The following is a 23,127-nucleotide window of genomic DNA, read 5'->3' as shown; positions in this document are numbered from 1 at the left end:
CTTCGCGTACGGCGCGGGGCGGGTTGTAGGTTCGCCGCATGGTGACGGTGGAGCGGCTCGGGGCCGAGCATGCGGACGAGCTGCTGCGGTTCGAGCGGGAGAACAGGGCGTACTTCGCGCGGGTGATTCCCGACCGTGGTGATGCGTACTTCGACGAGTTCCCGGAGCGGCACGCGGCCTTGCTGGCGATGCAGGACGCCGGCACGGACCACTTCCACGTGCTGGTCGACGAGGGGCGGATCGTCGGGCGGGTCAACCTGTTCGACATCCAGGACGGCTCGGCCGAGCTCGGTTACCGGATCGCGGAGTCGGCCGCCGGGCGCGGACTGGCGACGTGGGCGGTGCGGGAGGTCATCAGTACGCCGTACGGGCTGACGCGGATCACCGCGCGGACCACGGCGGACAACGTCGCGTCCCAGAAGATCCTCACGCGCGTCGGCTTCACCCGCACCGGCGAGGTCGAACTGAACGGAAAACCCGGCTTCAGCTACGTCCTGGCGATTGACCCGGTGGACAAAATGCGCCCGGCGAACGGTTGATCTGACGCCGTGACCGCCCACTCGATTCAGAGCCCGAGGGACGACCCCGCCGAGATCCTGCGCACGCTGCCCCAGCGATGGCACGAGCAGTTCCTGGGCGAGTACCACCAGGCGCTGGACGCGGCACACGAGGTCTCGCGGTTCCACCAACTGCGCGACGTACTGCACTTGTGGCACCTCCGAGCGGTCGCGTTGTCTCACCCGGACTTCGACGAGGCGGCGGCCTCTGCGCGCGAGAGCCGAGACGACGAGTTCGTACCCGCCGCTCAGGTCCTACCGAACTGGTCCGGCAGGTTGTGACCTGCTCGCCGTGAGCCCGCCGAGACGGCACTCCGCCGGACGACATTCCATCCACCTGGGTGGGATGACTGCCGCGCCGTGACGGTGCGTGGTGTCATGGATCGCATGGGTGTCGTGGACGAGGTGCTGATGAAAGGGTTCGGGCGGCCCGAGGGAGCTTGGGGGCGGTTCGGCGGGTGGTTGATGGCTCGTTTGAACGGGGCGACCGAGAAGTACCTGGTGGAGATGGCCGGGTTGCGAGGCAAGGAGCAGGTGGTGGTGATCGGGCCGGGGCCTGGGGTGGGGCTGCGGGCCGCGGCTCGGTACGCCGGGGTGGTGGTGGGGGTGGATCCCTCGGAGGAGATGTTGCTGGCGGCCAAGCGGCGGTGCCGGGAGCTCGTGGAATCCGGGAAGGTCGAGCTGATTCGCGGGGAGGCGGCTGACACGCATCGGCCGGAGCGGTCGGCGAGTGTGGTGATGTCGGTCAACAACGTGCACCTGTGGCCGGATCGGGCGGCTGGGCTCGCGGAGGTTCACCGGATCCTGAAGCCGGGTGGGCGGTTGCTGATCTCGGTGCATGCGAAGTGGGCGCCGGAGGGACTCGCGGAGGAAGTCGCCGCGGCGGGGTTCGGGGACGTGGTGAGCAAGCAGTGGCGGCCGCCGGCGCGGGGAGCTGGGACTGCGTTGATCGTGAAGGGACACAAGTCAGAGCAGTAGTTCGGAGATCCGGTCGGCGAAGTCGATGCCGAGGCGAGGCTGGTTGTGCAGGCGTTCCCAGAGCGCCGAGCTAACGGCTCGGGCCTGGGTGGCGCGGCGAGCGAGCTGAGGGTCCACCTCGGCGGCTTCACTGAAGGCGTCGAGGCGGCGGTGCAGGACGGCGGCCAGATCGCCGTCGAGTTCGTCCGGGCGGTCGCGCACGATGGTGGCCGCGTCGTACGCCGCGCTGCCGGCCAGGCCCTTCGGATCGATCGCGAGCCAGGGTTCCCGCTCGGCGCGCAGGATGTTGGCGCAGTGCAGGTCGCCGTGCAGCATCGTGTCGGTGGGGTCGTCGGCGAAGACGTCGATGGTCTCCAGGGCGGCGTCGATCAGCCGGCCCGGCAACGGATCGCCGAGTTCCTTGCTCTGAGCAAGCATTTGCTGCCGCCAGCCCGGCGAGAGGGAGGACAGCCGGGTGATCTCGGGAGGAGCGGGCACAGCGAGACGGTGGGCGAGACGGCCCGCCTCCGTCCACACCTCCGTTGCGGTGGACAACGTTTCGTGCGACGCGCGTTCCAGCAGCATCGCAAAAGCCTCGTCGTCGCGCTCGAGCAGGCGGATCGCACCCCGGCCGTTCCAAGCCGCCAGAGCGAACGGCTCGCCGCGATTCCCAAGATGCGGAAAAGACAGCTTCAGTACGACGGACGCTCCGTCGCGCGTGGCCGGAACGATCAGCGCGACCTGGCCGTGCAGCGGCGGACCGTCCGGCACACAGCGCCATCGCCCGAGGTAGTGCTCGGTGAGGCCGGGGAGTTGTTCGATCCAGGTCCGGCCCGGAGCACCCTCTCGGGCGATGGTCTGCGTGGCGAAGTCGTTGGGAATCACCCGCCCAAAGCTACGCAGCAGCGGCGGCCTCCGCGAGCTGCTCGGCGGTCGGCTGGATCTGCGGGGTGACCATCGTGACCACCACGTTGGCGACCGCGAACAGTGCGGCGATCAGCATGCCGCGCTGGAAGCCTTCGACCAGCGCCTGCTGCTGGGCGATCCCCTGGGTCAGGGCGTCCGTCGTACGGGTGACGGACAGGGTGGTGACAACAGCCAGCCCGAGCGCGCCGCCGACCTGGTACATGGTGGTGACGGCTCCGGACGCCGCGCCGGCCTCGTGGTGCTCGACCTCGGAGACGGCGGCGATCTGAGCCGGCACCCCTACGCCGATGATGCCGACGCCGAAGAGAATGAGGCCGGGCAGCAGCTCACTCGCGTACGCACCGCCGGCGTCCGCCCGGGACAGCAGGAACAGTCCCACCAGGCTCAGCACCGAACCGGCGAGCTGGACGGTCCGAGTGCCGACCCGCTGAACCAGCTGCGATGCGGCGACGGCACCGATGATCGCGGCGAAGCCCATCGGCAGGAAGTGCACGCCCGCCTCGAGCGCGGAGTCGCCGCGGACCTGCTGCAGGTAGATCGCGGTCAGGAAGAACATCGACAGGAAGCCCGCGCCGTTCAGCGCCAGCGAGACGCTCGAGACGCTCAGCGCCCGGGACCGGAAGAGCCGGAGCGGGACGAGCGGCGCCTTCGACCGAGCCTCGACCAGAACGAACGCCGCCAGCAGGACCACTCCCCCGACCAGGAAGCCGAGCACCTCGGCCGAACCCCATCCCTTCGGCTCCGCCCGGACCACGGCGTACACGATGGCCAGCAGACCGCCTGTCCCGAGAACAGCGCCCGCGGTGTCGAAGCCGCGCGGCCGGTCCTGGTTGTGCCGGGTGTCGGGTACGAAGACCGGGATCAGGGCGACCAGCGCGAGCACGATCGGCACGTTGACGAAAAACACCCACTGCCAGCTGAGCTGGTCGACCAGTACGCCGCCGGCCACCACCCCGAGGGTGCCGCCGAGCCCGGCCAGGCCACCCCAGACGCCCATCGCGATGTTGCGTTCGCGACCGTGCGCGAAGGTCATCGTGAGGATCGCGAGCGCGGCAGGGGAGAGCAGAGCCCCACCGAGCCCCTGGACCGCGCGAGCGCCGATCAGGAAGCCGGGCGACGTCGCGAGCCCGCCGATCAGTGAGGTGACGCCGAACAGCAGCAGTCCGGCGACGAAGACCCGGCGCGGGCCGAGCAGGTCGGCCATCCGCCCGCCGAGCAGCAGGAAGCCGCCGAAGAGCAGGGTGTAGGCGCTGATCACCCATTGCAGGGAGTCGGCCGAGAAGCCCAGGTCGGCCTGGATGTCGGGCAGCGCCACGTTCACGATCGTGACGTCGAGCACCACGATGAACTGCGCCAGGGCCAGCACCGCGAGGGTGGCCCAAGGACTGCGTCGCATAGCGACTACCTCACAAGTCTACGTTGTATGTATACGGCGTAAGCGGACGTCGTAAACGTAAGGTCTACGGTGTAAACTTGTCAACATGCCCACCCTCAGCAAGGAGAGTTCGCGGCGGCTCGACCCGGCCAAGGTCGTCGACAGCGCGCTGCAGGTCGCCGACACCGAAGGGCTGGACGCGGTCACTCTCCGGCGGCTCGCGCAGCTGCACGAAGTCACCCCGATGGCTCTCTACCGGCACTTCAGCGACAAGAACGACCTGCTGGCCGCGCTCGGCGACCGGCTGCTCGCCGACATCCGGCTGCCGGAGCCGTCGAACCAACCCTGGGACCACAGGCTCCGCGAGATGCTGACCGCCTTCGTCGACGCGCTGCGGCCGCATCCGCGGGTCGCCGGACTGACGTTGACCCGGATCCTGATCGCCGAGCCCGGCCTGGAGCTGGCCGAGCGGACGATGGAGCTGCTCGTCGAGGGCGGCTTCGAGCCGAACTTCGCGGCCGAGGTGGGTCGCCAGTCGATCTGCACGCTGATCACGCTGGTCACCACCGAGCCTGGCGCCGGCGAGAATCCCGAGCCGGCCGCCCGCGAGCAGTCGCTGCGACTCAAGCGGGCCGCGCTCGGCGCGCTCGACCCGAAGCGCTATCCCCTGATCACCAGCACCGCGGACACTTTGGTCTGCCCGACCTCCACCGACCAGTACTACGCCCTCGGCATCGACCTGGTCGTCGCCGGCATCTGCGGCGTACTGACCACCCAGGACTCATGACCACCAGCACCCTGACCTACCTCGAACAGACCAGCCCCGCCGAGCTGCGGCCGGCGAAGGAGCCACAGGAGCCGGTCGACGTACGACGGGTCGAGGAGGTCTCGCCGGAGTTCGCCCGGTTCCTCTACGCCTCGGTCGGCGGCGACTGGTACTGGACCGGGAAGCTCGCCTGGACCTGGGACCGCTGGATCGAGCACCTGACCCGGCCGGCCTTCGAGACCTGGGTCGCGTACGCCGGCGGCGTACCGGCCGGCTACATCGCACTGAAGGGTGAGGGCAGCGAGGTCGAGGTGGAGAACTTCGGGCTGCTCCCGGGCTTCATCGGCCGGGGCATCGGCGGGCATCTGCTCACCGTCGGGCTGCAGCAGGCTTGGTCGTTCCCGGAGCGGCACCCCGAGCTCAGCGAGGTCACTCGCGTCTGGCTGCACACCAACACCCTGGACGGGCCCAACGCGCTGGCCAACTACAAGGCCCGCGGCCTGCGGCCTTACAAGACAGAGCAGGAAGAGCGCCCGGAGGCCGATGGACCGCCGCCGGGTCCGTGGCCGGGGGCTAATCGTTCAGTTGCTCGGTGAGGTCGGCGATCTGATCGGCGAAGTCTGATGTGTCGAGCGCCGCAAGCTCATCCAGTACGGCGGCCGCCGGGCCGCCGGTGCGGATCAGCAGCTCCGCCAGATAGATGAGCACGGGGATCCGCTCCTGATCCGTGGCGTCGGGGTGACGCCGCAGCGCGGCCTCAAGGACCTTGATGCCAGCCGCTTCGTCGCCACGCGCGTCGGCCTGCCGGGCGGCGTTGAGCAGCGCGCGTTCGAAGCGGTCGCCGGTCTCGGTCTCCTCGGCGCCGGAGCTGATCCGGAGCCAGTTGCCGGCCGGGTCGACGACGGAGAAGCCCGCGCCGGCGCCCTGCTTGCGGCGCGGCCGGGTGATCCGCGGCAGACCGGCGATCGGCAACCGCCCGTACGCCGATCGCAGGCCGGCCGCGAACTCGTCGTACAGAGCCTGGGTGTCGGGAACGCTGACGACCACGCTGAACAGCGAGTTCTGCGCATCGTGCTCCGGCAGGCCGAAGAAGTGCAGGTCGAAGCCGTCGCCGCGACTCACGCACAGGTACGGGTTCGGGCGCGCCTGGCGGTAGGTCTGCCGGAAGCCGAGCGCGAGGTAGAACGGCAGCACGTCGTCGAGGTCGCGGCTGGGCAGGATCGGGACGGTCTGCACGCTCATGCCGGACAACGTACCGTACGGCGTACGGTTCAGCCAGGGCAACGGCCGGTCGCAGGCAAACCCGTCGACGGAGCGCTACGCTCCGAAGCGTCACCATTACACGGGAGGTTCGCATGGCGGGCAAGTTCGAGCTGTACGAGGACAAGTCGGGCGGGTTCCGGTTCCGGCTGAAGGCCGGCAACGGCGAGGTGATCGCGACCAGCGAGAGCTACCAGACCAAGGCCGGCGCGCTCAACGGGATCGAGTCGATCAAGACCAACGCCCCCGGGGCGAACGTCGACGACCAGACCGCCTGACCCGAGGCGCACGACCTCCGACGGCAGGGCACCCGCGAGGGTCCCTGCCGTCCGTCGTTGACGCCGGGTCAGTTGCCGAGTTCGAAGACCACCTCGCGGACCTCGACGCCGAGGCCCTCGATGCCGGCGTCCGGGATCATCGCCGCCAGCTCCTCGACCCGCTCACGGGACGCGCAGTCCAGCAGGTAGTAGCCGGCCAGGAACTCCTTCGCCTCCACGAACGGCCCGTCCGTCACCGCCGGTACGCCGTCGCGGACCTTGACCACCGAGGACTTGGCCGGCTCGGCCAGCGCGACCGTGCTGTGGAACTCACCGGACTCCTGCACGGTCGCCAGGAACTTCTCGTGCCCGCTGTAGATCGCCTGCTGTTCGGCCTCGGTCAGGGCGCTCAGCACGTCGGGATTGATGTTCAGCACCACCAGGTACTTCACGGTGTCTCCTCTGGTCCCGGCTCCCCCGATGGGAACCGCTCGTTCATCAGTACGGAGCCGTCCCGTCCGTCTTGACATCGCGATGCTACGAACTCTGGCGGCCAATGACGGCTTGTGGGACGGTGAGGTCTCGGAAAGCCGGTTGCTGGGGGAACCGCGCACGGCTTGGGGGGATCTACTGATGCGTCGCGTCGTTTTGTCCTGTCTGGTGCTTGTCGCGGCGGTGCTGGTTCCGGCCGGTCCCGCGCAGGCCGCCACGATCACTGTCACGACCACCACGGACGTCGTCAACGGCGCCGACGGGTTCACCTCGTTGCGGGAGGCGGTCAGCGCGGCCAACGCGGCCGGCACTCCCACCACGATCACGCTCGCGGCGGCCGCGTCGTACGGGCTGAGCTTGTGCGGCGACGACGACACCAACGCCGCCGGCGACCTGGACAGTACGTCGGCGCAACCGCTCACCGTCGACGGCAACGGGTCGACGATCGACCAGAACTGCGCCGGCGAACGGGTGCTCGACACGACCGACTCGGACGGCTCGATCGCCTTGCAGGCGGTCGTTCTGACCGGTGGGGACGACGTCGACGGGGCCGCGCTCCGCCACAACGGCGACGCGTCGCTCACCGGCGTCACGGTGACCGCCAACAACGCCGGGACCGGCCGGGTGCTCGCCAGTCCGCTCGGCGGCGCGGTGCTCGACCTGACCGACTCGAACATCCACGACAACACGGGTACGGGCGTCGGGCTGTCACTGGGCACCGTGCACGTCACCGGGACCACCATCTCGAACAACACCGGCCGTGGCGTCGGCCTGACCGACGGAGCCCTGACGGTGACCGGCTCGACGATCACCGGCAACGGCGGCGACGGCGTACGGACCACTGGGCAGGGATCCGGGCTGTTCACCCTCACCAGTACGACGGTGCACAACAACGGCGGCACGGGGGTCATCTGCTCGGCCTGCGGCGACCTCACCATCACCGGCTCGACGATCACGCAGAACCACCCGGCCGGGACGAGTCAGGGCGGCGGCGTACAGGTGCTGTTCGACCAGGACGAGCCTGATGACCAGCCGGTCGTGACGGTGACCGAGTCGACGATCTCCGGCAACTCGCGGACGGGTGCGGGCGGCGGCATCAGCACCGGCATCATCGAGAACAGCGGTGGGCCTCCCCCGGCGCAGATCCTGGTGGTCCGCTCGACCATCAGCGGCAATTCGGCCGCCGGTGTAGGGGACAGCCAGGGCGGTGGCATCTCCGCGCTGACCGGCGAGGTGCGGGTCGACAACTCGACCGTGACGGGCAACAGCGCCGACGCGGCCGGCGGCGGTATCTACACGCTCGAGCACGACGTCCACCTGCGCCACGCGACCGTCTCCGGCAACACAGCAGGCGGTGTCGGGCGCAACGTGGCCACCAACGCCGGGCTGCACACCTTCGGTTCGATCCTGGCCGGCGGTACTGGCTCCAGCGACTGTGGCATCGAGCTGGCGACCACCTCTACCGGCTACAACCTGGACGGCGACGGCAGCTGCTCGTTGGCAGGTACCGGCGATCAGAGCAACGTCGGCAGTCCGCAGCTGGCCGCACTGGCGAGCAACGGCGGGCCCACCCAGACCATGCTCCCGCTGGCTGCCTCGCCGGCGAACGGACTGGTCCCAGCAGCCGCCTGCACTGTACTTACTACGGACCAGCGCGGCGTCGCTCGACCGCAGGGCACCAACTGCGAAGCCGGAGCCACCGAAGTCGTCGAAGCACCACCAGCTGCCACCTGCACCCAGACTGGGACGAACGGGGACGACCTGCTGTTCGGTACGCCGGGCAACGACGTCCTGTGCGGCGGCAAGGGCGACGATCTGCTGATCGGTGGCGGCGGCAACGACATCCTGCGCGGCGGCAAGGGCAAGGACCTGCTGATCGGGGGCGCGGGCAACGATGTGCTCGACGGCGGGCAGGGCAAGGACCTGTGCTTGGGGGTCGGAGACACCCAAATCTCCTGCTAGAGCGATAGATTCGGCCCATGCTGACCCTCGAGGACGTACAGGCCGCGGCGGACCGGATCGAAGGAGCGGCGCACCGGACGCCGGTGCTGACGTCGCGCACGTTGAACGAGCGGGTCGGCGCCGAGGTCTTCCTCAAGGCGGAGAACTTCCAGCGGATCGGGGCGTTCAAGTTCCGCGGCGCCTACAACGCGGTCAGCAGGTTGACCGCGGCCGAACGGGCGCGCGGCGTCGCGGCGTACTCGTCCGGCAACCATGCCCAGGCCGTCGCGCTGGCGGCGGCGCTGGCCGGGACGCGCGCGGTGATCCTGATGCCGGCCGACGCTCCGCCGACGAAGGTCGCGGCCACCGAGGGGTACGGCGCGGAGGTGGTCCGCTACGACCGCTACACCGAGGACCGGGCGGCGCTGGCGGCGAAGCTCTCGCAGGATCGCGGGCTGACACTGATTCCGCCGTACGACCACTACGACGTGATGGCCGGGCAGGGCACGGTGGCGCTGGAGCTGATCCGGGAGGTCGGTCCGCTCGGCGCGCTGCTCGTCCCGGTCGGGGGCGGCGGGCTGATGGCCGGCTGTGCGACGGCGGCGACCGCGTTGTCGCCCGGCATCCGGATGATCGGTGTCGAGCCGGCCGCGGGCGACGACCACGCCCGCTCGCTGGCCGCCGGGCACCGGGTCGAGATCGAGGTGCCGCGCACGATCGCCGACGGACAGGCGATCTCGTCGCCGGGCGAGCTGACCTTCGCGGTGAACCAGCGGCTGGTCGAGGCGTTCGCGCTGGTGTCCGACGACGAGATCCGGGCCGCGATGGCGTTCGCCTTCGAGCGGCTGAAGATCGTGCTCGAGCCGAGCGGCGCGAGTGCCCTGGCCGCGCTGCTGGCCGGCCGGGTCGAGGGCCGTCCGGACCGCGTCGGAGTTGTGCTTTCCGGCGGCAACGTGGGCCTGCCGAGGTTCCTCGAACTGCTCGGTGAAGGGCAGCCTGAGCACTGACTGTGCTCGTTGTCACACAGAGCAACTTCTGACTGTGATGCAGGTCACACAATTGACCTCCGTGACCGCCTGAAAGCCGCTCAGACACGCTCAGGACACCTGATGTTCAGCCGAGGTTGCTGACCCGTCAGGGACCCAGTGACGGCCATTCAGCAGGGTCTCTGTGGATCTGAGGGTTTGCGTCGTGACCGTCCTGTTATACAGTCGTCGGCGGTTCGACAAATACAACGAACTGCATGTGTGTCAACGCCGAGCCCTGCCAGGCACACATGTTCCCCTCGAACACCATGGCAGGGGTGGGGGACCCAGGATGTTGGGTCCCGGCTGTGAGTGGCCGGGTCCCTGGGGTGAAGTCCGCGGGAGCGGACCGGGCGATCGACTTCCAGCCCGAACCCGACAGCTAACTCCGCAGGCGTCGGGAGACAACCATGCCCGTCACTGTCCGACGGACAGCGCTTCTGCGCGCCGTCACCACGAGCGAATCCAGTACCCGGCCGACCGGACGGACGCTGGCCAAGCACCGCAAGACCAGCAAGCCCTCGGCCCCGCGGGCCGCGGCCGCCGTCCTCACGGTCGGCCTGGCCGTCTCCGGTGGAGCGGCGCTCACCGTCGTGGCCCCCGCCGACACCGCCCACGCGGGAACCTCGAAGACCACCTCGGCCGCCTGGGCCCGGGGCAACAAGCCGATCAGCACCAAGCCGCTGCTGCGCTACGCCGACGCCGGCTCGGCCGTCCGGTACGTGCAGCGCTCGCTCGACGTCCCGGCCGGTGGCTGGTACGGCTCGGCGACCCGCACCGCGGTGGCGAACTTCCAGCGCCGGGTGGGCCTGCCCCGCACCGGCACCATGACCGTGAACACCTGGCGCTCGCTGTTCTACGCGGCCAACCACGGTTTGCTGCACCGCGGCACCGGCAAGGCGACGACCTTCCAGGCCAAGGTGCTGCGCGAGGCCGCGAAGCTGAAGGGCACGCCGTACCGGTACGGCGGCACCACCCCCAAGGGCTTCGACTGCTCCGGCTACACCGGCTACGTCTACAAGAAGGCCGGCAAGAAGCTGCCGCGCACCTCGCGCCAGCAGTACAGCGCCACCAAGCACCTGAGCCGCAAGGCCGCCAAGCCGGGCGACCTGGTGTTCTTCAAGAGCGGCGGCGGCAGTGTTTACCACGTCGGCATCTACGCCGGTGGCAACATGTTGTGGCACGCCTCGAAGCCGGGCCGCCCGGTCGCGAAGGCGAAGATCTGGAGCTCGAACGTGGCCTTCGGCCGCAAGTGAGGCTCCAGACCGGGCCGACGGGCCCGGTCCAGCCCGTCAGCGAGACCGGCTCCCCCTCCGGTCGCTGACCTGAAACCGGTCGTGCGTCGCCGCCCCCACCCCTCCGGCGGCGCACGGCCGGTTTCCTTTGTGTACCGCGCTCTACTGGTCCAGCAGTCCCGCGTCGTGGGCGAGGATCGCGACCTGGACCCGGTTGGTGGCGTTCAGCTTCACCAGGACCCGGGACACGTGCGCCTTCACGGTCGCCTCGCTCATGAACAGCGTCTTGCCGATGTCGGCGTTCGACAGTCCGCTGGCGACCGCGGCCAGCACCTCGCGCTCGCGGTCGGTGAGCGCGGTGAGCCGTTCGCGCGCCTGCCGCTGCCGGTCGGTCCGCGGATCCGCCGCGAAGTGCCCGATCAGCCGCCGGGTCACCGCCGGCGACAGCATCGCCTCCCCGTCCGCGACCACGCGGACCGCCTGGACCAGCTCGCGCGGCGGAGTGTCCTTCAGCAGGAACCCGCTCGCGCCCGCCTGCAGGGCCCGGAACACGTAGTCGTCCAGGTCGAAGGTGGTCAGCACGACCACCTTCGGTGGGTCCGGCAGCGCCTGGATCTCGCGCGTCGCGGCCAGCCCGTCCAGCCGGGGCATCCGGATGTCCATCAGTACGACGTCCGGTTTGTGCCGGCGGACCATCGCGGCGGCGTCCGCGCCGTCCTCGGCCTCGGCGACCACCTCGAGGTCGTCGGCCGACTCCAGGATCATCTTCAGCCCGGCCCGGACCAGCGCCTCGTCGTCCACGATCAGCAGCCGTGTCATCGTTCTCCTTCTCTGCCGTCCGACCAGGGCAGCCAGGCCTCGACCTGCCAGCCGCCGTCCTGCGTGGGCCCGGTGGTCAGCTGTCCGCCGGCCAGCGTGACCCGCTCACTCAGTCCGACCAGTCCGGCACCCGAGCCCGGGAGAAGTGAACCAGCCGCGACCGGACGCACGTTGCGCACCCGTACGGTGAGGCCCTGGCCCTCCGCGCCACGGACGACGACCTCGGTGGTCGCACCCCGGGCATGCTTGTGCACGTTGGTCAGCGACTCCTGGACGATCCGGTAGACGGTCCGGCCGACCAGCGGCGGTACGCCGTCCGGCAGGTCCAGCTCGCTGCGCACGTCCACGCCCGCGGCCCGCGAGTCGTCGACCAGGCGGGCCAGGTCGGACGCCTTCGGCACCGGAGCCAGGTCGGCGCCGTCCAGGCTCAGGTCGGTCCGCAGAACGCCGAGCACCTCGCGCAGGTCCTCCATCGCCTGGCGGGCGGTCTGCCGGATCAGCCCGGCGGAGCTCTCCACCTTCTCCGGGCCGACCGCGGGGTTCACCTCCAGGCCGCCGGCGTGCAGCGCGATCAGCGACACCTTGTGCGCGAGCACGTCGTGCATCTCCTGGGCGATCCGGGCCCGCTCGCCCAGCTTGGCCTGCTCGGCCCGCAACTCACGCTCGGCCTCGGCCCGCTCGACCCGGTCCCGCAGCGAGACCATCAGGTCGCGCCGGGCGCCCACGTAGGCCCCGACGGCGACCCAGCTGCCGACCAGGAACGGCCCGGTGAACAGCAGCACGTACGGCTCGGTGTTCTGCTGCCAGGACGTCGCGACGTACGCCGCGTAGCCGGCCAAGCTGAGCACGGCCAGCCAGACGTCCCGGCGCCGGATCGCCAGCGTCAGCAGCGCCAGGCCCATCGGCACGAAGATCTGCGCACCCGCCATCGCCAGGATGCCGATCACAGTCACGGCGATCGGGTAGCGCCGTCGCCACCACAGCACGAGCGAGGCGACGACCCCGATGGCGAGCACAACCCAGCTCTTGGTGATCCAGCCTTCCCGGCCGCCGACGCTCGCCGACTGGGCGACGATGGTCAGCAGGCTGAAGCCGATGAACATCAGATCGCGCAGCCGCGGGGCGTGCCGGACGAACCAGTCGTACCACCGGCGGAACCAGCGGTACGGCCGGCGGAGCCAGACCAACCACCGGCGCGACCGTTGCACTCGGTCAGCGTAGTCGCGCTGCGTACTGTCTCACGTCCCCCTTCCGGGGGTCCTTCCGGCGCGTTTTCGGCGACTTTCGTAGGGGGCCGGTCGAGACGGTCGGTCGATGTGGCCCAGGGGTCCGGCGCGGAACAGTGGTGGCCATGATCACCGTCGAGAACCTGAGCAAGCGGTACGGCAGCACCACGGCTGTCTCCGACGTCTCCTTCACCGTCGAGGCCGGCAGCATCACCGGCTTCCTCGGCCCGAACGGCGCCGGCAAGTCCACCACGCTGCGCATGCTGACCGGGCTGACCCCGCCCAGCGCCGGTACCGCCACCATCGCCGGCAAGCGGTACGCCGACCTGCCGAACCCCGGCCGCGTCGTCGGCGTCATGCTCGACGCGGCGGCCCAGCACCCGGGCCGCACCGGCCGGGAGACGCTGCAGCTGAACGCGAGCCTGCTCGGCGTACCGAAGAGCCGGGCGGACGAGATGCTGGAGGCCGTCGGCCTGACCGGGGCCGCGAAGCGCCGCGTCGGGCAGTACTCGCTCGGCATGCGGCAGCGGCTCGGCATCGCCAGCGCGCTGCTCGGTGACCCGGCCGCCCTGATCCTGGACGAGCCGGCCAACGGCATGGACCCGGAGGGCATCCGCTGGATGCGCGGCCTGCTGCAGGACTTCGCCGCCCGGGGCGGCACGGTGATCCTGTCCAGCCACCTGCTCGGCGAGGTCCAGGCCACTGTCGACCGGCTGGTCGTCATCGGTGGCGGCCGGATCGTCGCCGACGGCTCGCTGGCCGAGCTGCTGTCCGGCAGCGGCACGCTGGTGCGCGGCCTCGACCCGGTCGGCCTGAACCAGGCCCTGACCGCGGCCGGGCTGAGCCTCGAGCCGCTGCAGGACGGCGCCCTGCGCGTCGACGCCACCGCCGAGCAGGTCGGCCGTGCGGCCGCCGCGGCGGGCCAGATCCTGATCGAGCTGCGCGAGAGCGACAGCGCCGGCCTGGAGGAACTGTTCTTCCAGCTGACCACCCCGACCGCCGTCGCGGCCTGACCACTACTTCCACCGGGAGCTTCTGACATGACTGTCACCGACGTCACCACCCCGACCGCCGCCGGGACGAACCCTGCGGCAGCCGGCAAGCACCGGGCCGCCGTAGCGTCCAGCCTGCCGCCGGCCACGGGCCAGCCCTTCCTCAAGCTCGTCGCGATCGAGCTGCGCAAGTCCGTCAACACCCGCAGCGGCCGGATGCTGATCCTCGGCATCCTCGCTGTCGCCCTGGCCGCGCTGACCTGGCAGCTGACGCATCTGCCCAACGGCCCGGTCGCCTTCAGCGACAACCTGATGGCCGCCTCCACCGGGGTCCAGCTGCTGCTGCCGGTGATCGGCGTGATGGCGATGACCAGCGAGTGGACCCAGCGGACCGCGCTGACCACCTTCACGCTGTCGCCGCGCCGGGTCCGCGTCCAGCTGGCCAAGTTCGTCGCGGCGATCGTGCTGAGCGTCGTCGTCCTGACCGTGACCAGCGCGCTGGCGCTGGGCGCGACCGCCGTCGGCGGTGCGGCCGGTGGCGACGGAGCGACGTACGCCGGACTGGGCGGCTCGCTGGCCGGTGCCTACCTGGCGAACGCGCTGAACGTGGTGATGGGCGCCGCCTTCGGGGCCGTGATCGCGCAGACCGCCGTGGCCATCCTGGTCTTCTTCATCGCGCCGACCGCCTGGTCGCTGGCCGGGCCGGCGCTGTTCAAGGACAACGCGGACTGGCTGGACGTCTTCGGCGCCTTCGGCCGGATCGCGGAGCGGGACCTGCACGGGATGCTGCCCGAGACGCTCACCGCGATCGGGGTCTGGATCGTGCTGCCGACGATCGGCGGACTGTGGGCAAGCTCACGTCGCGAGGTGAAGTAAGCGGCGCTCACGAGCGCAAAGACGCGGTGGGCTCGGCTGGTTCGAGGGGACCAGCCGGGCCCATCGGCCTGTCATCGGAGGTCTGGAAGTGTCCGAGCAGGGGGCGGTGCGTGTGTCGATCCCCGGGGCCGGGTAACCTAGAACCACGATTACTGACGACTGATCCGTGGGCGCCACGCTGCGTACCCGGTTGACTTGTGCGAGGGGGTCGACGCTATGGGGCGCGGCCGTGCAAAGGCCAAGCAGACGAAGGTCGCTCGCGACCTGAAGTACCGCACCTGGGAGACCGACTTGGAGCAGCTCAAGCGTGAGCTGGCCGGTGGGGCCGAGGGTGGTACCAGTTCTGTGAACGGTGACTACGACACAGACGCCGGCGATGACGCCGACGACTACCACCCCCGTCGGTAAAGCGACAGCAGCTCCAGTGACTGGTCCATGCGCCTGAGGCGCCTGGACCAGTCAGCTGTGCTCGACCCGACGGAGTTTCGTCACACCAGTACCGCAGGTCCTGTTGGCCTGCCGTTTTCTTGCCGCGTTCCAGGCGCTGGTGTGGCTCACAGGCCTGTCCGCGACAGGCGGCGCGCACCAGCGGTGAACGCCACCTGAGCGGTTCCGGCCGCGGACCACGAGGCGCTGCGTCGTACCCCGGCGTCCGAGCGTCGACACGTTGCCGACCCGGCGGCGGACGCCGGCGCAGCCGACCCGGCGGCAGACGCAGCCGACCCGGCGGGCGCCGGGGCGCCGGTCAGCTCGCGTAGTCGCCCTGCAGCTCGACACCGGTGGTGCCGGTGCTGACCTCGCCGCAGACCCAGGCGGGGATGTCGCGCTCGGCCAGGACGGCGATCGCGCGGTCCGCGGCGGCCGGGTCCAGGACGGCGACCATGCCGACGCCCATGTTCAGCGTCTTCTCCAGCTCGAGCTGCGGCACGTCGCCGAGCTGTCCGACCAGGCCGAAGACCGGCGCCGGCGTCCAGGTGGACCGGTCGATCCGGACCGCCAGCTCGTCGGGGATCACCCGGGCCAGGTTCGCCGCGAAGCCACCACCGGTGATGTGCGACATCGCGTGCAGCGGGCGCTCGCCGTCGGCGTTCAGCGCCCGGATCAGCTCCAGGCAGTGCTTGGCATAGACCCGCGTCGGCGTGATCAGGGTGTCGCCGAGCGTGCCGCCGAGCTCGGGGACCTCGCGGTCGAGCTGCCAGCCGGCCCGGTCGAAGAACACGTGCCGGACCAGGGAGTACCCGTTCGAGTGCAGGCCGGACGAGGCCATCGCGAGCACGACGTCCCCGGCCTTGACCCGCTCGGCGCCGAGCAGCTCGTCGGCCTCGACGACGCCGGTCGCAGCGCCGGCGACGTCGTACTCGTCGGCCTCCAGCAGGCCCGGGTGCTCGGCCGTCTCGCCGCCGACCAGCGCCGTACCGGCCTCCACGCAGGCCTCGGCGATGCCCTTGACGATCTGTGCGATCGTCTCCGGGACCACCTTGCCGGTACAGATGTAGTCGGTCATGAACAGCGGCTCGGCACCGCAGACGACCAGGTCGTCGACGACCATGCCGACCAGGTCGAATCCGATCGTGTCGTGCCGGTCCAGCTCCTGCGCGATCGCGACCTTGGTCCCGACCCCGTCGGTCGAGGTGGCCAGCAGCGGCCGCCGGTACGCCGTCAGCGCGCTGGCGTCGAACAGCCCGGCGAAACCACCGAGCCCTCCGACCACCTCGGGACGGGTCGCCTTGGACACCCATTCCTTCATCAGCTCGACGGCCCGGTCCCCGGCCTCGATGTCGACTCCGGCGGCGGCGTAGCTCGCGCCCTGGCTCACGGTGTTCTCCTTCGTCGGCGGGACGGCGTCCCGGAAGTTCGTACGGCGCGACGCCGCCAGCGCCTGGTTACGGGCGGGAGAGCGCGTCCGCGGCGCCGGCGCCGCCGGAGACCGAGGCCAGGCCGTCGGCGTCGGTGCTGACCGGCACCTCCAGCAGGTGCTTGCCCAGGCGCTCCGGGTCCGGCAGCTCGACCGGGTAGATCCCGTCGAAGCAGGCGCGGCAGAGCTTGTCCTTCGGCACCGTGGTGGCCTCGATCAGCCCGTCGAGGCTGATGTAGCCGAGCGAGTCGGCGCCGATCGAGCGGCAGATCTCCTCGGTGTTCAGGCCATTGGCGATCAGTTCCGCGCGGCTGGCGAAGTCGATGCCGTAGAAGCACGGCCACTTCACCGGCGGCGACGAGATCCGGACGTGGATCTCGGCCGCGCCCGCCTCACGCAGCATCCGGATCACCGCGCGCTGGGTGTTGCCGCGCACGATCGAGTCGTCGACCACGACCAGCCGCTTGCCCTCGATCACCTCGCGCAGCGGGTTCAGCTTGAGCCGGATGCCGAGCTGGCGGATGGTCTGGCTGGGCTGGATGAAGGTCCGGCCGACGTAGGCGTTCTTGACCAGGCCCGACCCGTACGGAATGCCCGAGGCCTCGGCGTAGCCGATCGCGCCCGGCGTACCGGACTCGGGCGTGGCGATCACCAGGTCGGCGTCGACCGGGTGCTCCTTGGCCAGCCGGCGGCCGACCTCGACCCGGGTCGAGTGGATCCGCTGGCCGGAGATCTGGGTGTCCGGCCGGGCCAGGTAGACGAACTCGAACAGACAGCCCTTGAGGTCGGGCTCGGCGAACTTGGTGGAACGCAGGCCGTTCTCGTCGATCGCGACGATCTCGCCCGGCTCGACCTCCCGGATGAAACTGGCACCGACGATGTCGAGGGCCGCGGTCTCGCTGGCGACCACCCAGCCGCGCTCGAGGCGGCCGAGCACCAGCGGGCGGATGCCCTGCGGGTCGCGGGCGGCGTACAGGGTGGACTCGTCCATGAAGATCAGGCTGAACGCGCCCTTGACCTTCGGCAGCACTCGCGCCGCCGCCTGCTCGACGCTCAGGTCCGGGTACGCCGCCAGCATCGAGGTGAGGATGTCGGTGTCGGACGAGGCGCCGTGCTTGGCGTTCGCCTTGGCGTGCTCGACCTCCAGGTCCAGCCCGAGCTCCAGGTCGTCGCTGCCGTCGAGCGTGGCCGCGAGGTCACCGGTGTTGGTCAGGTTGCCGTTGTGGGCGAGCGCCACCGACCCGGTCGCGGTGGACCGGAAGGTCGGCTGCGCGTTCGCCCAGACGCTGGAGCCGGTCGTCGAGTACCGGCAGTGCCCGACGGCGATGTGCCCCCGAAGGGAGGCCAGCGTCGCCTCGTCGAACACCTGGCTGACCAGCCCCATGTCCTTGTAGACCAGGATCTGGCTGCCGTTGCCGACCGCGATCCCGGCCGACTCCTGCCCCCGGTGCTGCAGGGCGTAGAGCCCGAAATAGGTGAGTTTGGCGACCTCTTCCCCAGGAGCCCAGACTCCGAAGACGCCACAGGCGTCCTGCGGACCCAGATCCTGCGGGTCGAGATCATGAGTGAGCCGACCATCGCCACGAGCCACGGGCGACAGTCTACGGGACCGATGTCACCAGCAAACCGTGCAGTGGCTGTGCGGGTCATCCGGCACCGCCGGGTCCTCTCCCGCCAGCACCGCCGACCCCGTCGTCAGCCAGACCGAACCGGCCAGCAGTCCACCCGCAACCGCGACCGTCAGAAACCTCTTGATCACAACGAGTCCCCTCCGAAATAATCCGAAACCATCTACTGAACGCGCTAAATCGACGCACCCTGTATATGGTCGGTTCCCAACAAGCGTTGGAAGGGTGTGGAAAGTGCTGGAACCGCTGGGCCTGGACGAGGCGACCGCGGCGGTCTATCACGCCCTCCTCCGCGCGCCAGACAGTACGCCGCAGGAGATTGCCGCGCTAGTGAATCGGCCTTTGGCCGAGGTTCACCAGCTAATGGACGAGTTGCGCAAACTCGACCTTCTGGTCCCCACCTGGACCGATCCCGGCGTCGAGCACGCCGTGCACCCCCGGGTCGGCCTGGCCGGCCTGGTCGAGCGCCGCCGCAACGAGCTGAACCGGAAGCTCGGCGAGCTGGCCGAGGCGTCGGCGGCCGCCGAGGTGATGGCCGAGCAGTACAACGAGCTGCTCACCTCCCGCACCAGCGGTGACGTCGAGGTGCTCAAGGGCCGGGCGAACGCGTCGCGCCGGATCGAGGAACTGGGCGCCAAGACGCGGGAAACCTTCTGGGGCCTGATCCCGGCCCACGTCGACGACATCGTCGCCCCGCCGGAGGAGTCCCCCGACCTGCCGCTGCTGGAGCGCGGGATCAAGATGCGCTCCGTCTACCTGCAGAGCATGACGGTGTCCAAGCCCGGCCTCGAGTACGCCGCGTACATGCACAAGCGGGGTAACGAGGTCCGCGCGACGCCCACCCTGCCGCTGCGGCTGCTGATCATCGACCAGGAGATCGCGATCATGCCGCTCGACCCGGCCGTGGAGAGCGCCGGCGCCGTCATCCACCGCAGCCCGGCGGTCGTTGCCCTCGCGCTGGCCCTGTTCGACGCGTACTGGTCCCGCGCCACCGACCTGTTCGCTCCCGAGGACCGCGACAACGACTCGCCCCTCACGCCGCACGAGGCGGAGGTCCTGCGTTTGCTGGCCGGCGGCGCGAAAGACGAACAGGTCGCCCGATTACTCGGCATTTCCCTACGCACGGCCCGTCGAATCACCGCCAATCTCTCGGACCGCCTGGATGCGACTTCCCGGTTCGAATTGGGCGTGGCGGCCGCGAAACGCGGCTGGGTCTGACCTGTTGCATTTCCGGCATTTCAGATCCCTGCCACAGCGAGTTTCTGCCGAGACGGCACAGTGACACCCGGGATTCATTTCCCGGAGCTCGGCACGTCATTCCTCGTCAGCAGGCGACGCGTTCGACTCTCTGCGCCCATGAGGTCGTCGCCGGGCCAACCCCGCAGGTCAGCGGGCACGGGATCCAGCCCGGCGTACCGCGGAAACCCGCGATTGCCGCTCCGGCCGCAAATCCAGTGAGAATCATCTGGACTGGACCGGTTCGCGTCCCGTGGTGGCATGATTGTGCCATTGGGGTTGTGCTCGCGGTGGAAAAGTGCAAGGGCGCTCAGCAATGAGCTACCAGCCCGCAGGTTGTGGTATTGCCGAGCTAATCGACACGGCGGAGTCGGCGCTCCGGGCGCCCGCCGACGCGCCTATTCCGCGGATCCGAGGCGGAGGATTCGGCCGGATCTCGCGGGCAACTCGAGGGCTTCGACCACCGGTTTGCCGTCGTGGCAGATGGTCAGTGACTGGTCGACCGGGCTGACGTTGAGGGCGTGAAGCAGGCGGGTGCCGGTCGGCGTTGCCGTGGAGGTGATCACGATGCCTGGCGCGGTGGCGTCGTGGGTATGGCGGGGTCTGGCGCCGAGGCGGGCCAGGAGGGCGGTCCAGAAGGGCAGATGGGCGGGGTAGTCGCAGGTGAGGACTGCGGCGTGGCCGGCGCCGGCTTTCACCTCGACGCCTACGGGGGTGCCGGTGGCGACGTCGGTGGCGAAAGTCTCGTGGGTGACCGTGGAGGACTCGGCGGGCGTCAAAGGCTGGAGGACACCGACCCGCACCTCGGCGGTGGCCGTGGTCCAGGCGGCGGCTCGGACTGACGGGAAATAGTGCGGGGTGCCGTTGACCAGGTCGCCGGGTGTGAGGGCGAGCGCGTCGGCGAGCAGCGTGCAGGGGGTGCCGTCGGGAGTGCGGGTGGGGAGCGCCCCGGTCAGGAGGAGGCGGCCGCCGGTGAGGACGAAGTCGGCTAGGCGTTGCTGGACGTCGGCGGCGAGGGTAGGCGTCGAGGCCAGGCAGAGGACCCGGGTGGCGACCTCGGTCTGGAGGTTCACGGCGGGGAACGAGAAGCCGGCCAGCAGGAGGGAGCGGGCCAGGACGTCGCGCAGGCCCATGCCACGGAAGCGTTCGAGCTCGGCGACCATCGCGCGGCGTACGGGATCGGCGGGATGGCAGTACTCGGTCAGGTAGTGATCGGGGACGAAGCCCAGCACGACATCGTCGTACTCCTCGTCCATGTCGGCGAGCAGGTCGCCGTACGAGCGGAGCTCGGCGAGGGTCTCGGCGAGCACCGGGTACGACGGGTTGAGCTGCCCCTCGGGACCGACGGGCGCGGTGAAGCCGTGGCGTTCGCCGGTGAAGGCGATGCGGTCGTTGCCGTCGCCGACCGGGACGTCCAGCAACGGGTTGTGGCCACCGGCGAACAGGTAGTAGTTCAGCAATCGGTTGCCCTGGGCAACACACAGCCGGGTCTTCAGCGCGAGCGCCGAAGGCGGGACCTGGCGGCTCAGATCCTCGCCGTAGTCACCCAGCCCGGCCTCGAACTCGAGCGAGGTCAACGGCTGGTCGGCGTCGTGCACCGCGGCCATGAAGGCGTTCATCACGTACAGATCGGCGACGTTCTCCACAGTGAGGTCGCCGAGGTAGTGGTCGGATCCAGAGGTCATCGCAGGCTGTCCCGAGTAGCTCGGATAGAGCTGGCTGATCCCGATCGGGAACGTGCGGCCACGCCCCTCGCCAGTCCCGTGCAGATTGACGAGGAACGGCACGCCGGCCACTCCGTGCGACTCGGCCTCGGCGCGCAGGAACGCGAAGTACCGCGCATACCGATCACGCTGGAAGGCCGACAGCTCGTGGTGCAACGCCAGCGAACCAGCACCCGGAGACCGTACGCCGGCCCGCCATTCCTCCACGTCGAGCCCGAAAGGCCTTGTCCCGTAGCGATCCCGCGCCCACACCGCGAAGTCGTCGAGCGCGGCATCGGTCAGATCAGGCGTGTTCGTCACCCACGACAACATGCCCACCTCGTTGTCCAGCTGCACCGCGACGACCGGACCACCCCGAGGCGCCAGCCGCGAGGCCAGCATCGGCATCACCTCGCCGTACCAGCGCTTCACCGATTCCAGGTACGCCGGCGCCAGGTAGTCCACGTCCCGAGTAGGCGCCGGCGCCGCGTCCCACCCCACCGACGCCACCCCGGGCTGGTAGACGCTGAACGGCAACCCCTCGTTCTTCAGCTCCGCCATCACGAACGGCCCGGGCCGAGCGATCACCGACAGCCCTTTGGCCGCGGCCAGATCGAGGAACCCGGCCACATCCCGGTACGCCGACGTCCGCCCCGCCAGGTCGATCGACCCGTCGGGCAGCTCGTGCACCAGCCACGGGATGTACGTCGCCACGGCGTCGCAGCCGGCGTCGATCAGCAGGGCGAGCCGCGAGGCCCAGTCGGCGCGCGAGAGCCGGAAGTAGTGCACCTCGCCCGACAGCATCAGCACCGGTTTGCCGTCCACCATCAGACGGCGCCTGCTCAGCCGGACACTCCGCGGATCGCTCATCGTGACCTCTCCACCGGACCACCGGCTGACGAGAAGCGCCGACGCGCCACCTCTTGCCGCGTGTCCGATTCCTCACTTATGGTCGCTGAAACCGGTTACTGCAACGTTACGGCGGGAGGTCGCGGATGGGCAACCAGCGGCTGACGGTGCGCGAGATCGCGGAGATCGCCGGGGTCTCGATCGCCACCGTGTCCCGGGTGTCGCGCGGAATCGGTCAGGTCAGCCCGGAGACGCGCGAGCGGGTCCTGCGCGTCATCGAAGAACACGGCTACCGCCCGAGCCAGCTCGGCAAAGCCCTTGCCGAGCGCAAGCACGGTGCGGTCGCGATGGTCTTTCCCGGCCTGTCCGGCCCGTACTTCTCCGAGCTGATCCAGGGCTTCGAGTACGAGGCGATGGAAGCCGGTGCCAGTGTGCACATCGTCGGCACGCACCACCGTGCGGCCGCCGACGACGACGTCCTGGCGATCTCCGGCCGGGTCGACGGCATCGCCGTGCACGGCGGCACGATCCACGATCAGACCCTGCGCCGGCTGGCCGCCGAGGTGCCGGTGGTGGTCCTGGCCGGTCGACCGCTCGACGGCATCCCCGCCGTCCGGGCCGACAACAGCAAAGTGGCGGAGCTGACCAGGCATCTGCTGCTCGACCACGGTTACCGGCGGCTGGCCTTCGTCGGCAATCCCGACGGCTCCCCCGACGTCACCGAGCGCTGGGAAGCCTTCAAACAAGGCCATCGTGAGGCCCGCATCCCGGCCCCGAAAGGCCCCCTGAAGGTCGGGATGCAGCAGTCCGACGGCGTGATCGCGGCCGGTGAACTGCTGACCGGCCGTCGCCACCCCGGCGCGATCGTCTGCGCCAACGACGAGACCGCGCTCGGCGTGCTGATCGGCGCCCTCGGCCGCGGTCTCAAGGTCCCCGAGGACGTCGCCATCACCGGATTCGACGACGTCGCGATGTCCTCGCTGGTCCGGCCCGGGCTGACCACCATCCGGCAGCCCGTCCGTGAGCTCGGCGCCGTCACCGCACGCCTGCTGATCGCCGGCGTCGGCGGCCCGGGCGCGGTGATGGACACCGTCCTCACCACCGAACTCGTACTGCGCGGCAGCTGCGGCTGCCCGTGACCCCTCCTCCCG

At 70.1% G+C, this 23,127-nt stretch carries 24 protein-coding genes and 1 riboswitch; of the genes, 14 read left to right on the top strand and 10 right to left on the bottom strand.

Going from position 1 to position 23,127, the window contains the following annotated elements; all coding sequences use genetic code 11:
• Nucleotides 1-38: 38 nt before the first annotated feature.
• The 3 genes from ACQPXM_RS03365 (at nt 39) to ACQPXM_RS03355 (ending at nt 1,535) form a co-directional block, all read left to right on the top strand.
• A complete protein-coding gene (locus tag ACQPXM_RS03365; RefSeq protein WP_432944613.1) occupies nt 39-539 on the top strand; it encodes a GNAT family N-acetyltransferase in 501 nt (166 codons plus the stop codon).
• A gap of 9 nt (nt 540-548) precedes the next feature.
• Nucleotides 549-839, top strand: coding sequence for a DUF6247 family protein (locus tag ACQPXM_RS03360; protein WP_432944611.1), 291 nt, complete (start codon nt 549-551; stop codon nt 837-839).
• Between the two features lie 105 nt (nt 840-944).
• On the top strand, nt 945-1,535 hold the full coding sequence (locus ACQPXM_RS03355; protein ID WP_432944609.1) for a class I SAM-dependent methyltransferase: 591 nt from the start codon (nt 945-947) through the stop codon (nt 1,533-1,535).
• Here ACQPXM_RS03355 and ACQPXM_RS03350 read toward each other — a convergent pair.
• Nucleotides 1,524-2,399, bottom strand: a complete 876-nt coding sequence (locus ACQPXM_RS03350; protein WP_432944608.1) for an aminoglycoside phosphotransferase family protein — start codon at nt 2,397-2,399, stop codon at nt 1,524-1,526. The two genes, ACQPXM_RS03355 and ACQPXM_RS03350, sit on opposite strands and share 12 nt — an antisense overlap.
• A 10-nt stretch (nt 2,400-2,409) precedes the next feature.
• The gene (locus tag ACQPXM_RS03345) at nt 2,410-3,837 is read right to left on the bottom strand and encodes an MFS transporter (protein WP_432944606.1); all 1,428 of its coding nucleotides are present in this window, start codon (nt 3,835-3,837) and stop codon (nt 2,410-2,412) included.
• Nucleotides 3,838-3,922: 85 nt separating this feature from the next.
• Between ACQPXM_RS03345 and ACQPXM_RS03340 the strand changes: the two genes are divergently transcribed.
• Together ACQPXM_RS03340 and ACQPXM_RS03335 are read left to right on the top strand one after the other, a co-directional pair.
• Nucleotides 3,923-4,603, top strand: coding sequence for a TetR/AcrR family transcriptional regulator (locus ACQPXM_RS03340; RefSeq protein WP_432944604.1), 681 nt, complete (start codon nt 3,923-3,925; stop codon nt 4,601-4,603).
• Nucleotides 4,600-5,178, top strand: a complete 579-nt coding sequence (locus ACQPXM_RS03335) for a GNAT family N-acetyltransferase (protein WP_432944602.1) — start codon at nt 4,600-4,602, stop codon at nt 5,176-5,178. Before ACQPXM_RS03340 ends, ACQPXM_RS03335 begins: the two co-directional genes overlap by 4 nt.
• Here ACQPXM_RS03335 and ACQPXM_RS03330 read toward each other — a convergent pair.
• Entirely contained in the window at nt 5,156-5,824 is a 669-nt protein-coding gene (locus ACQPXM_RS03330; RefSeq protein WP_432944600.1) for a VOC family protein, read from the bottom strand. The genes ACQPXM_RS03335 and ACQPXM_RS03330 overlap by 23 nt on opposite strands.
• A gap of 113 nt (nt 5,825-5,937) precedes the next feature.
• Between ACQPXM_RS03330 and ACQPXM_RS03325 the strand changes: the two genes are divergently transcribed.
• Entirely contained in the window at nt 5,938-6,120 is a 183-nt protein-coding gene (locus ACQPXM_RS03325) for a YegP family protein (RefSeq protein ID WP_432944599.1), read from the top strand.
• Nucleotides 6,121-6,188: 68 nt separating this feature from the next.
• Here the strand turns inward: ACQPXM_RS03325 and ACQPXM_RS03320 are convergent, their stop codons facing one another.
• Nucleotides 6,189-6,551, bottom strand: coding sequence for a YciI family protein (locus tag ACQPXM_RS03320; protein WP_432944597.1), 363 nt, complete (start codon nt 6,549-6,551; stop codon nt 6,189-6,191).
• A 181-nt stretch (nt 6,552-6,732) separates the two neighbouring features.
• Between ACQPXM_RS03320 and ACQPXM_RS03315 the strand changes: the two genes are divergently transcribed.
• The 3 genes from ACQPXM_RS03315 to ACQPXM_RS03305 all read left to right on the top strand — a co-directional run bounded on the left by ACQPXM_RS03315 (nt 6,733) and on the right by ACQPXM_RS03305 (nt 10,813).
• Nucleotides 6,733-8,553: a choice-of-anchor Q domain-containing protein gene (locus ACQPXM_RS03315; RefSeq protein ID WP_432944595.1), complete on the top strand. Its 1,821-nt coding sequence runs from the start codon at nt 6,733-6,735 to the stop codon at nt 8,551-8,553.
• A gap of 17 nt (nt 8,554-8,570) precedes the next feature.
• Entirely contained in the window at nt 8,571-9,539 is a 969-nt protein-coding gene (locus ACQPXM_RS03310) for a pyridoxal-phosphate dependent enzyme (RefSeq protein WP_432944593.1), read from the top strand.
• Between the two features lie 237 nt (nt 9,540-9,776).
• Nucleotides 9,777-9,968, top strand: a riboswitch (cyclic di-AMP (ydaO/yuaA leader).
• A complete protein-coding gene (locus ACQPXM_RS03305; RefSeq protein WP_432944591.1) occupies nt 9,968-10,813 on the top strand; it encodes a C40 family peptidase in 846 nt (281 codons plus the stop codon). It overlaps the preceding riboswitch by 1 nt.
• A gap of 141 nt (nt 10,814-10,954) precedes the next feature.
• On the opposite strand, the gene ACQPXM_RS03300 is transcribed toward ACQPXM_RS03305, so the two are convergent.
• Both ACQPXM_RS03300 and ACQPXM_RS03295 read right to left on the bottom strand, forming a co-directional pair.
• On the bottom strand, nt 10,955-11,611 hold the full coding sequence (locus tag ACQPXM_RS03300; protein WP_432944589.1) for a response regulator: 657 nt from the start codon (nt 11,609-11,611) through the stop codon (nt 10,955-10,957).
• Complete coding sequence (locus ACQPXM_RS03295) at nt 11,608-12,819, bottom strand: sensor histidine kinase (RefSeq protein ID WP_432944587.1); 1,212 nt, start codon at nt 12,817-12,819, stop codon at nt 11,608-11,610. Before ACQPXM_RS03295 ends, ACQPXM_RS03300 begins: the two co-directional genes overlap by 4 nt.
• Before the next feature lie 143 nt (nt 12,820-12,962).
• Here ACQPXM_RS03295 and ACQPXM_RS03290 point away from each other — a divergent pair, with 143 nt between their 5' ends.
• From ACQPXM_RS03290 to ACQPXM_RS03280, 3 genes are all read left to right on the top strand, one after another.
• Complete coding sequence (locus ACQPXM_RS03290) at nt 12,963-13,850, top strand: ABC transporter ATP-binding protein (RefSeq protein ID WP_432944585.1); 888 nt, start codon at nt 12,963-12,965, stop codon at nt 13,848-13,850.
• Nucleotides 13,851-13,877: 27 nt separating this feature from the next.
• Nucleotides 13,878-14,705 (top strand): ABC transporter permease, encoded by an 828-nt coding sequence (locus ACQPXM_RS03285; RefSeq protein WP_432944583.1) that lies wholly within the window; start codon nt 13,878-13,880, stop codon nt 14,703-14,705.
• A gap of 216 nt (nt 14,706-14,921) precedes the next feature.
• Nucleotides 14,922-15,113 (top strand): DUF3073 domain-containing protein, encoded by a 192-nt coding sequence (locus ACQPXM_RS03280; protein WP_432944582.1) that lies wholly within the window; start codon nt 14,922-14,924, stop codon nt 15,111-15,113.
• A gap of 337 nt (nt 15,114-15,450) precedes the next feature.
• Here ACQPXM_RS03280 and purM read toward each other — a convergent pair whose 3' ends face one another.
• From purM to ACQPXM_RS03265, 3 genes are all read right to left on the bottom strand, one after another.
• Complete coding sequence (purM, locus tag ACQPXM_RS03275; RefSeq protein WP_432944580.1) at nt 15,451-16,521, bottom strand: phosphoribosylformylglycinamidine cyclo-ligase; 1,071 nt, start codon at nt 16,519-16,521, stop codon at nt 15,451-15,453.
• 67 nt (nt 16,522-16,588) lie between these two features.
• Nucleotides 16,589-18,151 carry an amidophosphoribosyltransferase gene (gene purF / locus ACQPXM_RS03270; RefSeq protein WP_432944578.1) on the bottom strand — a complete coding sequence of 521 codons (1,563 nt, stop codon included), beginning with the start codon at nt 18,149-18,151 and terminating at the stop codon, nt 16,589-16,591.
• Nucleotides 18,152-18,175: 24 nt separating this feature from the next.
• Complete coding sequence (locus ACQPXM_RS03265) at nt 18,176-18,319, bottom strand: hypothetical protein (protein ID WP_432944576.1); 144 nt, start codon at nt 18,317-18,319, stop codon at nt 18,176-18,178.
• Nucleotides 18,320-18,422: 103 nt separating this feature from the next.
• Here ACQPXM_RS03265 and ACQPXM_RS03260 point away from each other — a divergent pair, with 103 nt between their 5' ends.
• Nucleotides 18,423-19,406, top strand: a complete 984-nt coding sequence (locus ACQPXM_RS03260; protein ID WP_432944574.1) for a helix-turn-helix transcriptional regulator — start codon at nt 18,423-18,425, stop codon at nt 19,404-19,406.
• A gap of 416 nt (nt 19,407-19,822) precedes the next feature.
• On the opposite strand, the gene ACQPXM_RS03255 is transcribed toward ACQPXM_RS03260, so the two are convergent.
• On the bottom strand, nt 19,823-21,997 hold the full coding sequence (locus tag ACQPXM_RS03255; RefSeq protein ID WP_432944572.1) for a beta-galactosidase: 2,175 nt from the start codon (nt 21,995-21,997) through the stop codon (nt 19,823-19,825).
• A 125-nt stretch (nt 21,998-22,122) separates the two neighbouring features.
• Between ACQPXM_RS03255 and ACQPXM_RS03250 the strand changes: the two genes are divergently transcribed.
• Nucleotides 22,123-23,115: a LacI family DNA-binding transcriptional regulator gene (locus ACQPXM_RS03250; RefSeq protein ID WP_432944570.1), complete on the top strand. Its 993-nt coding sequence runs from the start codon at nt 22,123-22,125 to the stop codon at nt 23,113-23,115.
• Nucleotides 23,116-23,127: the final 12 nt, after the last annotated feature.

This window comes from Kribbella sp. CA-253562, from assembly GCF_050942265.1.
In the GTDB taxonomy this organism is placed as follows: domain Bacteria; phylum Actinomycetota; class Actinomycetes; order Propionibacteriales; family Kribbellaceae; genus Kribbella.
This window is presented reverse-complemented; position numbering and strand designations above follow the sequence as displayed.

What these genes read in the sequence shown, in the direction of transcription:
- ACQPXM_RS03365 (WP_432944613.1), top strand. Translation starts at nt 39, where the DNA reads ATGGTGACGGTGGAGCGGCTCGGGGCCGAGCATGCGGACGAGCTGCTG.
- ACQPXM_RS03355 (WP_432944609.1), top strand. Translation starts at nt 945, where the DNA reads ATGGGTGTCGTGGACGAGGTGCTGATGAAAGGGTTCGGGCGGCCCGAG.
- ACQPXM_RS03345 (WP_432944606.1), bottom strand. Translation starts at nt 3,837, where the DNA reads ATGCGACGCAGTCCTTGGGCCACCCTCGCGGTGCTGGCCCTGGCGCAG.
- ACQPXM_RS03340 (WP_432944604.1), top strand. Translation starts at nt 3,923, where the DNA reads ATGCCCACCCTCAGCAAGGAGAGTTCGCGGCGGCTCGACCCGGCCAAG.
- ACQPXM_RS03335 (WP_432944602.1), top strand. Translation starts at nt 4,600, where the DNA reads ATGACCACCAGCACCCTGACCTACCTCGAACAGACCAGCCCCGCCGAG.
- ACQPXM_RS03330 (WP_432944600.1), bottom strand. Translation starts at nt 5,824, where the DNA reads ATGAGCGTGCAGACCGTCCCGATCCTGCCCAGCCGCGACCTCGACGAC.
- ACQPXM_RS03325 (WP_432944599.1), top strand. Translation starts at nt 5,938, where the DNA reads ATGGCGGGCAAGTTCGAGCTGTACGAGGACAAGTCGGGCGGGTTCCGG.
- ACQPXM_RS03315 (WP_432944595.1), top strand. Translation starts at nt 6,733, where the DNA reads ATGCGTCGCGTCGTTTTGTCCTGTCTGGTGCTTGTCGCGGCGGTGCTG.
- ACQPXM_RS03310 (WP_432944593.1), top strand. Translation starts at nt 8,571, where the DNA reads ATGCTGACCCTCGAGGACGTACAGGCCGCGGCGGACCGGATCGAAGGA.
- ACQPXM_RS03305 (WP_432944591.1), top strand. Translation starts at nt 9,968, where the DNA reads ATGCCCGTCACTGTCCGACGGACAGCGCTTCTGCGCGCCGTCACCACG.
- ACQPXM_RS03300 (WP_432944589.1), bottom strand. Translation starts at nt 11,611, where the DNA reads ATGACACGGCTGCTGATCGTGGACGACGAGGCGCTGGTCCGGGCCGGG.
- ACQPXM_RS03290 (WP_432944585.1), top strand. Translation starts at nt 12,963, where the DNA reads ATGATCACCGTCGAGAACCTGAGCAAGCGGTACGGCAGCACCACGGCT.
- ACQPXM_RS03285 (WP_432944583.1), top strand. Translation starts at nt 13,878, where the DNA reads ATGACTGTCACCGACGTCACCACCCCGACCGCCGCCGGGACGAACCCT.
- ACQPXM_RS03280 (WP_432944582.1), top strand. Translation starts at nt 14,922, where the DNA reads ATGGGGCGCGGCCGTGCAAAGGCCAAGCAGACGAAGGTCGCTCGCGAC.
- ACQPXM_RS03255 (WP_432944572.1), bottom strand. Translation starts at nt 21,997, where the DNA reads ATGAGCGATCCGCGGAGTGTCCGGCTGAGCAGGCGCCGTCTGATGGTG.
- ACQPXM_RS03250 (WP_432944570.1), top strand. Translation starts at nt 22,123, where the DNA reads ATGGGCAACCAGCGGCTGACGGTGCGCGAGATCGCGGAGATCGCCGGG.